Consider the following 10,674-nt stretch of genomic DNA (forward strand, 5'->3'; position numbering starts at 1 on the left):
GGAGATCGACGGTGCCCGGTCAGCCGGCCAGGTGACCCCAGCGCTCCGCCAGGTCGGCCCACGGTCCGACCGCCGCCACAGTTCCGTCGGCGAGGACCACGACGACGTCGGCCTGGCGGAGTGCGGCCTGCTTGGAGGTCGCGGAGAGCACGGTTGCACCGCGGTCGCGCAGGGCCGACCACAGCTCCAGTTCGGTGCGGGCGTCCAGGGCACTGGAGGCGTCGTCGGCGAGGACGAGTTCGGCGTCGGCGGCCAGGGCCCGGGCGAAGGCGAGGCGCTGAACCTGTCCGCCGGAGAGCCGGACCCCACGATGTCCGACGACCGCGTCCAGCCCACCGGCCGCGGCGACATCGTCGGTCAGGCGCGAGTCCTCGATCGCCCGGTCCGAGGTGGCGAGGGGATGGTCGAGCCGGACGTTGTCGGCGAACGTCCCGGACAGCACCCGGGAACCTGGGCGATGTAGGAGATCTGACCCGGCTTCAGAAACGTCTGCGGGTCGACGACGTCCGTCCCGTTCCAGCGAATCTGGCCGTCGTGTGCACCAGCCCCGCCAGGGACGCCAGCAGGCTGGACTTGCCCGACCCGACCGATCCGACGAGCATCACCACCTGCCCGCGCTGGATCGTGAAGCTCACCCCGCGCACCCCGATCGTGCCGTCGGGGTGAACCACCGTCAGATCGTCGAGCTGAAGGTGCTTGAGCGGCGTCCGCGTCGGAGCGTCAAGCGCCAGCGTGCTGCCCGCCGGGATGACGAGGTCGATGTCGCGGAGGCCGAAGCTGCCCTGCGGATAGGCGAAGTGCAGACCGCGCACCGACACCCCGACCGGTCCGGGCGGAACGCTGCGTCCGCCGACGGGTTCGGTCTCGGCCTCCAACATCGACCGCAGTCGCTGCAGCGCGCCCAGACCCGCCTGCAGGTCCGACAGCTGCCGGCACACCGAGTCGATCTGGCCGACGAAGGAGGTGCTGTTCACGGGCACCCCTCCGGCGGCGTCACCGGGCTGATGACCGGGCGACGCTACCCCGGGGAGGTGCCTCGGCCCCACCGAAATTTCGGCTCTGACCGGGCGTCCCGCGGTCGCCGCGCCGTGTTGGTGCCGGAGCCGTGAAGCCGACATCCCAGTCGTTACTCCTGAGGTGATCGAGGTGCCTCAGCCGTCACAGGTGTTTCGTAAGGGATGTCGGCTTCACGCTTCCAGCACGGCCACTCACGGCCGCACCGCCGCGGCCGCGAACAGGCCGTCCGGGTCATAGGCGCCGCGGATCTGCGCCAGCCGCGCCGCGGAACTGCCGAAGACCTTGTCTGCGTCGGTGGCGGTGACGTCGCAGAGTTCAGGTACACCCCGCCGTTGGCGAACGGCGCCAGGGCCGCCCGGGACGACCGGGCCCAGCCGATCTCGGGGGCTTGTTCCGCACTCGGTCCCGACGGGCCGAGCGCGACGCCGGGTCACCGGTTCCGCGTTCCGCCCCGGCGGCCTGGCGCTGGCCGTGGCGCCGGGACCCCGGATCGTCCTGATCCCCCGTCAGCGGGACCTCAGAGCGGAAGCGCGGATTCCGGGCAGCCCGCCGGCGGCATCTCCGGCAGGTTGAACGGCGCGTCGACCGGGAACGCGTTCTGGATGTTCCACACGACGCTGAGGTACTCCGCGGCGCCCTTGCTCTTCACCAGGATCGGCCCGGTCGCGACGTCGGCCTCGCCCACGGGCTGTGGGGTGACGTCGGTGCACCCGTGCTGCGTGGTGATCTCCCCGCTGATCGGGACGATCACCGTCGGCCAGTTCGGGGAGTGCCAACCGCTGCTGTAGCCGGCCGCAAGCTTGTGCCGGTAGACCACGATCTGGGTGTGGTCGGTCAGGTCGATGCCCTTCGAGGCGCCCATCACGCCGGAGGCGAGCTGGGTGGTCTCGCCCTCCGCCCCGGCCGGGCATCCGTTGGCCACGGTGACCGGGTCACCGACGCCGCCGGGGTTCGGCTCCTCCCCGGCGATCACGTCACCGGCCTGCGGCGAGGTCGGTTCCCGGTGCAGCTGACCGTCGCTCTGCGGCACCCCGATCGCCTCGGACTTCACGGTGTAGAACTCGATCGGCACGGAGGAGCGGTTCGCGGTGACGCCGGTCAAGGTCCCGGCCTCCTTCGACCGCGCCACGTAGTAGGCGGGATAGGGGCGCCAGGTCTGCTGCGAGCGGCAGTTCGGGAAGTTGGTGAGATCGCCGTCCTCGTTGCCGTGCATGGCCACCACGGTGGACGGGCCGTTCCAGCTGATGATCTCGCCCGGGTCCAGCACGTGCCGCTGGATCGTGATCCGCTTCCCGGCTTCCAGCGGGTAGGTGAACTGGCCGAACGCGACCCCGGCGATGACGATGTTGACGTTGCCGACGGGCTCGGATTCCGCGGCCTGGGCAGGCGCAGCCAGCGGCAGAATTAGGGCGCCCGCCAGGAGCGGGGTGACGGCGGACCGGTGCATGCACGACTCCTGAAGCTGAGGCCGAAACCTGAGAATGGCTTAAACGGTACGTTCCGCCCCGAACCCCGACAAGGTGGTCCGGCTGGGCCGTCAGTCCAGGAGTGACTCCGGGCAGTCGCTGGGTGGCGGCCCGGGAACGGTGTCCGGGAGGGCCACCGGGTACGGGTTCGGGATGCTGAAGATCACCGCGAAGAACTCGGCCGTCTCGGTGCCGGTGTTCACCAGCAGGTGCGGGTCGGCGTCCGCGGAGTGCAGGCGGGCCTGCCCGGGCTGGATCGGGGTGCCCGCCCCGCAGTCCTGCCGCATGGTGACCGTGCCGGAGACCGGGAGAATGAATCCCGGGTCGGGAATGAAGTGCCAGCCGGTCGAGCTTCCAGCCGGAAGGGTGTAGCGGTGCACCGCGACCTGGTCGTGGTCGATGGTCGCGGGCCGGGCGCCGGCGCTGGCGATCCCGCTGACCACCTCGACCGGCGAGGCGGCGGCGCCCTGCGGGCAGCCGGAGGCCGGCTGCGGGTCCGGCTCCGGCGGGCCCTCGCCGCCCTCGCGGTGCAACTGGTCCACCCGCTGCGCCACCCCGGGGACGTCGGAGATGATCGCGACCACCTCGACCGGGGCGTCGGTCTGGTTCGCGGTGACGCCCTCCAGCGACCAGGCGTACTGGGAGCGGGGCAGCCAGTTCGCCTGCCCGGCCGCCATCGGGTACTGCAGATCGCAGGACGGGTAATTGACCAGGTCACCGCCCTGCGGGATGACCACAATGGTGGAGGGCCGCTCGCCCCACCTGATGATCTCGCCAGGCTTGAGCAGGTACCGCTCGACGGTGATCTTCTTGTTGGCCTCGATCGGGTAGTCGTAGGCGCCGAGCGCGACCCCGCCCCCGACCAGGACCCCGCCCAGCCCGCCGATCTGGTTCGGCACCGCCGCGCTCGGCGCGGCCGCCGCGAGCAGCAGCGAACCCGCGAGCAGCGGTACCGCGGCGGTGAAGGGCATGTGACGACTCCGAAATTTAGGCTGACCTAAGACGGTACGTTTCCCCCCTTAACCCGGCAAGTCGCCCTCAGGTTCCTCGCGCCGAGTGGTCGCGGGCGCAGCGTCGACTAGATTCCGGCGCATGCCCGCGCCGACCGCTGACCGCCGCATCCTCTTCGTCCACGCCCACCCGGACGACGAGGTGATCAACAGCGGCATCGTGATGGCCAAGTACGCCGCCGAGGGCGCCCACGTCACGCTCGTGACCTGCACCCTCGGCGAGGAGGGCGAGATCCTCGTGCCCGGCCTGGTCCACCTGGCGGCCGACCAGGATGACGCGCTCGGACCGCAACGGATCAATGAGCTCGCGGCCGCGATGGGTGCCCTCGGGGTGACGGACAACCGGTTCCTGGGTGGCCCCGGCCGCTACCGGGACTCCGGGATGATCGGCACCCCATCGAACGAGCAGGAGACCTGCTTCTGGCGGGCGGACGTCGACGAGGCCTCGGCGCACCTGGTCGAGGTGCTGCGCGAGGTCCGTCCGCAGGTGCTGGTCACCTACGACGAGATCGGCGGTTACGGGCATCCGGACCACATCCAGGCGCACCGGGTGAGCATGCGCGCCGCCGAACTGGCCGCGGACCCGGGCTTCCGCCCGGACCTGGGCGAGGCCTGGTCGGTGGCCAAGATCTACTGGTACGCCCTCCCGTTCTCCTTCCTCCAGGCCGGCATCGACGCGATGCGGGCGGCCGGGGACACCGAGTTCTTCAACGGGGTCGAGAAGGTCGAGGACCTCGGCATGGGCGTGCCCGACGAGCTCATCACCACGCAGGTCGAGGACGAGGCCTACATCGACGCCAAGATGGCCGCCATGCGCGCCCACGAGACCCAGATCACGGTGGACGGCCCGTTCTTCGCGTTGTCGAACAACCTGGGCCAGAAGATCTGGGCCGTGGAGTGCTTCCGCCTCGTCGGAGGCACGCTGTTCGAGGGCGCGACCCCCGCCGGAGCGCTCGAATCAGACTTGTTCGCCCATCTGTGACCGGCCCCGGCCCCAACCCGATAGCCACCGCCCGGCTGCCTCTGGTGGTCGGCGCGGGGGTGGGATTCGTGGCGCTCGGGTTCGTGCTGGGGGCGGGCGGGTCGTTCCTGCAGGCCCGCACCGTCGGGCTGGGGCTGCGCTGGCCGATCGGGTCGGTCTTCGCGTTGGTGGTGCTCGCTGCGGTCACGATCAGCGCGGGCCTGGTGGCGCGGAGCCGCCTCGGGCCCGGCCTGGTCTCGGTGGGCTGGCTGGTGAGCGTGCTGCTCTTCACCTCCGCCCGGGCCGAAGGCGATGTGATCATCGCCGCGGACACCCCCGGCTACCTCTACCTGTTCGGCGGTGCCCTGACGCTCGCCGTCGTGTCCACCCTGCCGTACCCCGCGCTCCAGGCGGCGGGCCCGGCCTAGGCCGCCGCCCGAGTCCGCGGCGCGGCTTCGGCGGGGTTCGCCTGCCCCGTCGGCGGGGCTTTGGTGTACTTGTCCGCGAGGGAACGGCGCGGCGATTGGCCACGCGCCTTGGAGGGGAGCAGATTTCGTGACCGAGTCCACGCCGATCGCCGCGGCTGACGGGTCCGGCGGGCGCCGCACGGCACTGCGCGCGGGGATCATCGCAGGCGGCGTCCTCGCCGCCCTGGGGCTGCTCTACGGCGTCGCCGCCGCTGTCAGCTCCGGAGAGATCCCGCGCGGCACCGAGGTTCTCGGCGTTCCGATCGGTGGCCGCTCCGTCGAGGACGGGCAGGCCCGGCTCGCCGAGGCCCTGCCGGGCAAGCTGCCGGCCGAGATGACCGTGGTCGCGGCCGACAAGCGGCTGACCAAGCCGGTCGGGGACCTCGGTCTGGGCGTGGACTTCGCGGCGACCGCGGAGAAGGCCAAGAGCGGCTGGGCCTCGCCGCTGCGCCTTCTCGGCGGCCTGTTCGGCGGTGGCAAGGACATCGAGCCGGTCCCGACCGTGGACCAGGAGAAGCTCGACGACGCCGTCGAGGCGATGAACGGCGAGGTCCGCCTCGGCTTCGTCGAGGGCGGGCTGACCTTCGACACCGGGGTTCCGGTCGCCGTGACCCCGGTCGCCGGCCGCGGCCTGGACGATGACCAGCTCGGCGCCGAGCTGGTGCGCGCGTTCCTCGCCGGGGACGACGAGATCGAGGCCCAGATCGTCGACGTGCAACCGGAGATCGACCAGGCCGCGGTGGACCGCGCCATCGCCGGCATCGGCGGAAAGGCGATGTCGGCCCCGGTCACGATCACGGTCGCGAAGGACTCCATCGAATTGCAGCCGATCGACTTCGGCCGCTTCCTGTCCACCGAGCCGGACAACGGCGAGCTCAAGCTCGTGGTCGATGGCCCGGGTCTCCTGGACAGCCTCAAGGGCAAGACCGACGAGCTGGGCAAGGAACCGCGCGACGCCAAGTTCAGGTTCTCCGGCGACGACGACGAGGAGGACGGCAGCGGCGGCGACGGCGAGGTCGAGATCCTCCCCAGCCGGTCGGGCGTTTCCCTGAACGCAGATCTGCTCGGTACCCGCCTGGCCGAGGTGCTCGGCACCGACGTCCCGCGAACCCTGGACGCCGGCGCGCGCACCGAGCAGGCGGAGTTCACGACCGAGGACGCCGAGGCCCTCGACATCCACGAGAAGATCTCCAGCTTCAAGACCTTCTACCCGTACGCCGCTTACCGGGTGACGAACATCGGGCGGGCCGCGGAGCTGATCAACGGGACGATCCTCATGCCCGACGACATCTTCAGCCTCAACAAGATCGTCGGGGAGCGCACCGCGGCCAACGGGTTCGTCAAGGGCTTCATCATCAAGAACGGGCAGTTCGCCGAAGACCTCGGGGGTGGGGTCTCGCAGTCCGCGACCACCACCTACAACGCTGCGTTCTTCGCCGGGCTCAAGGACATCGAGCACAACCCGCACAGTCTCTACATCAGCCGTTACCCCGCGGGGCGTGAGGCCACCGTCTCGTTCGGCGAGAAGGATCTGCGCTTCCAGAACGACTCCGGTTACGCCATCTACGTCCAGGCGACGCACAAGGTCGGTTCCATCGCGGTGTCGATGTGGGGCACGAAGGTCTGGGGCGACATCGAGTCGATCAGCGGCCCGAAGCGCAACATCACCTCGCCCAAGTCCATCGAGTCCGAGGTCCCGGACTGCGACGACCAGGCGCCGGCCGACGGCTTCGACATCACCGTCACCCGGGTGTTCCGCAAGGGCGGCGAAGAGGTCAAGCGGGAGAGCTACGACACCCACTACGACGCGACCGACAAGATCACCTGCGTCGAGCCGGGCAACGGCACCAAGTCCCCGACGCCGCAGCCGAGTGGCTCAGCCGCGCCGACCAAGACGCCGAAGCCGTCGAAGTCCCCGACCTCGGGGCCGAGTTCGACGCCGGCTCCGCCGTCGCCCACCCCGAACCCGGCCGTCCCGCCGAACCCGTCGGGTTCTGTTCAGGGCTCCGGCAGGGACTGACCGGGCTGTGACGGTGTCGGACCTGGACCCGCTCGACGCGCAGATCGTCGCGGCGCTGCAGGCCGACGCCCGGACCAGTTACTCCGACATCGGGGACGAGATCGGCCTGTCCGCCCCGGCGGTCAAACGCCGGGTGGACCGGCTCCGGTCCACCGGCGCGATCCGCGGCTTCACCGCCGTCGTCGACCCGGCGGCGCTGGGCTGGACCACCGAGGCCTTCGTGGAGCTGTACTGCGAGGGCCGCACCACCCCGGCCCAGATCCGCGCCGCGGTGGCCAAGTTCCCCGAGGTGGTCTCGGCCTCCACCGTCACCGGGGACGCCGATGCGCTGCTGCACGTGCTCGCCCGCGACATCAAGCACCTGGAGCGGGTGGTCGAGCAGATCGCGGCCGAACGCTTCGTCGCCCGGACCCGGTCGGCGATCGTGATGTCCTCGCTGCTGCGCCGGGCCGAGGCCGGCGGCTTGGCGTAGGAACCATTTGGCGTGACACGCCTCTTGGTTCGGAGCCCGGGGCCCAGCACTGATGGCAACGTCAAAGCTTGGCGCAGAACTCCAGCGCCCGCTGCCAGAAGAGCTCGGCGCCGGCCTCGTCGTACTCGTCCGCTTTGGAGGGGTCGGTGAACACGTGCCCGCCCTTGGGGTAGTCGAACACCTCGACCGCGGCGTTGGCCGCCTGCACCTGGGCGACGAAGTCGAGAATCTGCTGGGGTTCCTTCCACTGGTCCTCCATCGAGTGGTGGACCTGGACCGGGACGTCGGACGGCCAGGCCTGCCCCCCGACCTCGGCGACCTCGACGGCGGTGTTGATCAGCAGGGCGCCGCTGACCGGGCGGTGCAGCGCGACGTACTCGGCCATGACGGCGCCGTTGGAGAACCCGACGACGACGAAGTTGTCCGGCAGGTCCAGCGTCGAGGCCAGGGCCCGGCCCACCAGCTCGTGGTAGCCGATCGTGCGCGCGTACTGGGTGGCGTCCTCGTAGTCGTCGAAGACCTCGCCGTCGTACTGGTCGACGACGCGGACCTCGTGCCCGGCCTCGGTGAAGCGACGGGCCGCATCCAATTCACCGGGCCGCACGCCGAGGATCGAGTGGAATAGGGCGATATGTGCCATGGCCCCATCCTCACACGCAACGAACCGCCGCCCACACGCAACACTTTCGCCTGACGGAGGGCCCCTGCGGTTCCTACCGTCGTAGGTATGACGATGCCTCACACCTCCGGTGCGCAGACCGCCTCGGTTCCGGCCCGGGCGAACCAGGTTGTGCCCGCCACCGTGACGCCGCTGACCGCCCGCGTCGCCCGCCCGCGCCACTACCTGATGTGCCGTCCGAGCTTCTTCGAGGTCACCTACGCGATCAACCCGTGGATGGACCCGAGCGTGCCGGTCGACCTCGACCTGGCGATGCGGCAGTGGGAGGGCCTGCGCGATGCCTACCGCGCGCTGGGGCACACCGTGAGCTTCATCGAGCCGGTGACCGGCCTGCCGGACATGGTCTTCGCCGCCAACGGCGCCCTGATCGTCGACGGCAAGGTGCTCGCGGCGAGCTTCCTGGCGGCCGAGCGGCAGCCCGAGGGCCCGGCCTACACCCGCTGGCTGGCCGAGGCGGACATGTTCTCCGAGTTCGGCACCACCAGCACCGTCAACGAGGGTGAGGGCGACTTCCTCGACCTGGACACGGTGATCCTGGCCGGCACCGGCTTCCGGACCTCGCGCGCGGCCCACGGCGAAGCGCAGGAGTTCTTCGGCAAGCCGGTGGTCTCGCTGCAGCTGATCGACCCGCGGTTCTACCACCTGGACACCGCGGTCGCGATCCTCGGCGAGCACGACATCGCCTACTACCCGGGCGCCTTCTCGGCCGGCAGCAACGCGGTCCTGCGCCGGATGTTCCCGGAGGCCATCACGGTCGACGAGGCCGAGGCCGCTACGTTCTCGATGAACTCGGTCTCCGACGGCCGCAACGTCGTGATCCCGGTCGAGAGCGTGCGCTTCGCGGCGGCCCTACGGGATCGGGGCTACGATCCGATCCCGGTCGAGCTGTCCGAGTTCCGCAAGTCCGGCGGAGGTCCCAAGTGCTGCACCCTGGAACTGCGTTGGTGACCTCCTCGCTGGCGCTCGGAGGTGGCCTGTGACGGTCCCGTCAGCCCGTACCGCCGAGACGGCCGCCCGCGCCGATCTGCGGGACCGGTGCGCGCACAACTACCACCCGCTGCCCGTCGTCGTCCGCGAGGCCGCCGGCTCGTGGGTGACCGACGTCGACGGCAACCGCTACCTGGACTGCCTGGCCGCGTACTCGGCGCTGAACTTCGGGCACGGGCACCCGGCGCTGCTCGACGCCGCCCGCGAGCAACTGGACCGGCTCACCCTGACCAGCCGCGCCTTCGACCACGACGGCCTCTACGAGTTCTGCGCCGAGCTGGGTGACCTGTCCGGCAAGGAAATGGTCCTGCCGATGAACACCGGCGCCGAGGCCGTCGAGACCGCCATCAAGGTCGCCCGCAAGTGGGGCTACGAGGTCAAGGGCGTCGCTGCCGACCAGGCGAACATCATCGTCGCCGCGGACAACTTCCACGGCCGCACGACCACCATCGTGTCCTTCTCCACCGACCCGGACGCGCGCAACAACTTCGGCCCGTTCACCCCCGGCTTCACGGTCGTGCCCTACGGCGCCGCCGCCGCCATCGAGGCCGCCATCGACGCCAACACCGTCGCGGTGCTGATCGAGCCGATCCAGGGCGAGGCCGGCGTGCTGGTCCCGCCGACCGGGTTCCTGCCCGCGGTGCGCGAGATCTGCACCCGCAACAACGTGCTGTTCGTGGCCGATGAGATCCAGTCGGGGCTGGGCCGGACGGGTGCTCTGTTCGCCTGCGACCACGAGAACGTCGTCCCGGACCTGTACCTGCTCGGCAAGGCCCTCGGTGGCGGCATCGTGCCGGTCTCCGCGGTGGTCGCCGACGCCGACGTCCTGGGCGTGCTCAAGCCTGGTCAGCACGGCAGCACCTTCGGCGGCAACCCGCTGGCCTGCGCCGTCGGCCGCGCCGTCGTCCGTCTCCTCGCGACGGGGGAGTTCCAGGAGCGGGCCCGCACCCTCGGCGAGCGCCTGCACGACGGCCTCGGCGAACTGATGCCGATGGGCGTCACCGCGGTCCGGGGCCGTGGCCTGTGGGCGGGCATCGACATCGACCCCTCCGCCGGCACCGGGCGGGCGATCTGCGAGCGTCTGATGCGCCTGGGCGTGCTGGCCAAGGACACCCACGGCTCGACGATTCGCCTGGCCCCGCCGCTGGTCATCACCGGCGACGAGATCGACTGGGCCGTCTCCCGCCTGGCCGAAGCCCTCCGCGGCTGAGACTCCCGATCACCACGGATGTCATCCGTTGAGTGTCGAGTTTGACCATTCAACGGATGTCATCCGCAGGTTCTCGTCGCCAGGACGGCGGCGGCGAGGGCGACACGACTAGCGCCGCCGGCCGACGTCCGCGGCGAGGTCCAGGCCGAGCAGCCGGTCGAGGTGAGCGAAGGCCTCGAACCGCGCGCCCGGGCTGATCGAGGTGTCCGCCGCAAGCTGGTCCAGCGCCACCAGGGCGCCGGGCAGGTCCAGGTCGTCCTCGATCCGCGCGATGACCGGGCCCACCCCCGCCATCGCGGCGCTGGGCTGCTCCGCCCAGTCCGCGACCAGGGCGCGCCAGCGCTTCAGCTCGGCGTCCGCCGCGGCCACGGCGTCCGGGGTGAAC

General features: G+C 70.9%; 10 protein-coding genes and 2 pseudogenes. 6 read left to right on the plus strand and 6 right to left on the minus strand.

Annotated elements, in window-relative coordinates:
• Positions 1-19 precede the first annotated feature (19 nt).
• The 4 genes and pseudogenes from H0X00_RS23645 to H0X00_RS04385 form a co-directional block, all read right to left on the minus strand.
• Positions 20-710 (minus strand): annotated as a pseudogene (locus tag H0X00_RS23645) (ATP-binding cassette domain-containing protein); the annotation flags it as partial.
• Positions 711-1,208: 498 nt separating this feature from the next.
• Positions 1,209-1,451, minus strand: coding sequence for a BBE domain-containing protein (locus H0X00_RS23650; protein ID WP_367186424.1), 243 nt, complete (start codon positions 1,449-1,451; stop codon positions 1,209-1,211).
• An 83-nt stretch (positions 1,452-1,534) separates the two neighbouring features.
• A complete protein-coding gene (locus H0X00_RS04380; RefSeq protein WP_293767539.1) occupies positions 1,535-2,464 on the minus strand; it encodes a hypothetical protein in 930 nt (309 codons plus the stop codon).
• A 90-nt stretch (positions 2,465-2,554) separates the two neighbouring features.
• On the minus strand, positions 2,555-3,454 hold the full coding sequence (locus H0X00_RS04385; protein WP_293767540.1) for a hypothetical protein: 900 nt from the start codon (positions 3,452-3,454) through the stop codon (positions 2,555-2,557).
• A gap of 121 nt (positions 3,455-3,575) precedes the next feature.
• Between H0X00_RS04385 and mshB the strand changes: the two genes are divergently transcribed.
• The 4 genes from mshB to H0X00_RS04405 all read left to right on the plus strand — a co-directional run bounded on the left by mshB (position 3,576) and on the right by H0X00_RS04405 (position 7,413).
• Entirely contained in the window at positions 3,576-4,475 is a 900-nt protein-coding gene (mshB, locus tag H0X00_RS04390; protein WP_293767541.1) for an N-acetyl-1-D-myo-inositol-2-amino-2-deoxy-alpha-D-glucopyranoside deacetylase, read from the plus strand.
• The gene (locus H0X00_RS04395; RefSeq protein WP_293767542.1) at positions 4,472-4,882 is read left to right on the plus strand and encodes a DUF6113 family protein; all 411 of its coding nucleotides are present in this window, start codon (positions 4,472-4,474) and stop codon (positions 4,880-4,882) included. Before mshB ends, H0X00_RS04395 begins: the two co-directional genes overlap by 4 nt.
• 127 nt (positions 4,883-5,009) lie before the next feature.
• Positions 5,010-6,941, plus strand: a complete 1,932-nt coding sequence (locus H0X00_RS04400) for a VanW family protein (RefSeq protein WP_293767543.1) — start codon at positions 5,010-5,012, stop codon at positions 6,939-6,941.
• Positions 6,942-6,954: 13 nt separating this feature from the next.
• Positions 6,955-7,413, plus strand: a complete 459-nt coding sequence (locus H0X00_RS04405; protein WP_367186426.1) for an Lrp/AsnC family transcriptional regulator — start codon at positions 6,955-6,957, stop codon at positions 7,411-7,413.
• A gap of 61 nt (positions 7,414-7,474) precedes the next feature.
• Here the strand turns inward: H0X00_RS04405 and H0X00_RS04410 are convergent, their stop codons facing one another.
• Positions 7,475-8,053: a dienelactone hydrolase family protein gene (locus H0X00_RS04410; protein ID WP_293767545.1), complete on the minus strand. Its 579-nt coding sequence runs from the start codon at positions 8,051-8,053 to the stop codon at positions 7,475-7,477.
• Between the two features lie 207 nt (positions 8,054-8,260).
• On the opposite strand from H0X00_RS04410, the gene ddaH reads away from it, so the two are divergent.
• Together ddaH and rocD are read left to right on the plus strand one after the other, a co-directional pair.
• The gene (ddaH, locus tag H0X00_RS04415; RefSeq protein WP_367186427.1) at positions 8,261-9,040 is read left to right on the plus strand and encodes a dimethylargininase; all 780 of its coding nucleotides are present in this window, start codon (positions 8,261-8,263) and stop codon (positions 9,038-9,040) included.
• Positions 9,041-9,116: 76 nt separating this feature from the next.
• Positions 9,117-10,289: an ornithine--oxo-acid transaminase gene (rocD, locus tag H0X00_RS04420; protein WP_367186429.1), complete on the plus strand. Its 1,173-nt coding sequence runs from the start codon at positions 9,117-9,119 to the stop codon at positions 10,287-10,289.
• Between the two features lie 108 nt (positions 10,290-10,397).
• Here the strand turns inward: rocD and H0X00_RS04425 are convergent.
• A pseudogene (locus tag H0X00_RS04425) lies at positions 10,398-10,674 on the minus strand (cysteine--tRNA ligase); the annotation flags it as partial.

This window comes from Sporichthya sp. (assembly GCF_013815995.1).
GTDB lineage: Bacteria > Actinomycetota > Actinomycetes > Sporichthyales > Sporichthyaceae > Sporichthya.

Bases quoted from the DNA above. Each gene is read 5' to 3' on its own strand.
- ddaH (WP_367186427.1), top strand. From the start codon at position 8,261: ATGTGCCGTCCGAGCTTCTTCGAGGTCACCTACGCGATCAACCCGTGG.
- H0X00_RS04410 (WP_293767545.1), bottom strand. From the start codon at position 8,053: ATGGCACATATCGCCCTATTCCACTCGATCCTCGGCGTGCGGCCCGGT.
- H0X00_RS04385 (WP_293767540.1), bottom strand. From the start codon at position 3,454: ATGCCCTTCACCGCCGCGGTACCGCTGCTCGCGGGTTCGCTGCTGCTC.
- mshB (WP_293767541.1), top strand. From the start codon at position 3,576: ATGCCCGCGCCGACCGCTGACCGCCGCATCCTCTTCGTCCACGCCCAC.
- H0X00_RS04380 (WP_293767539.1), bottom strand. From the start codon at position 2,464: ATGCACCGGTCCGCCGTCACCCCGCTCCTGGCGGGCGCCCTAATTCTG.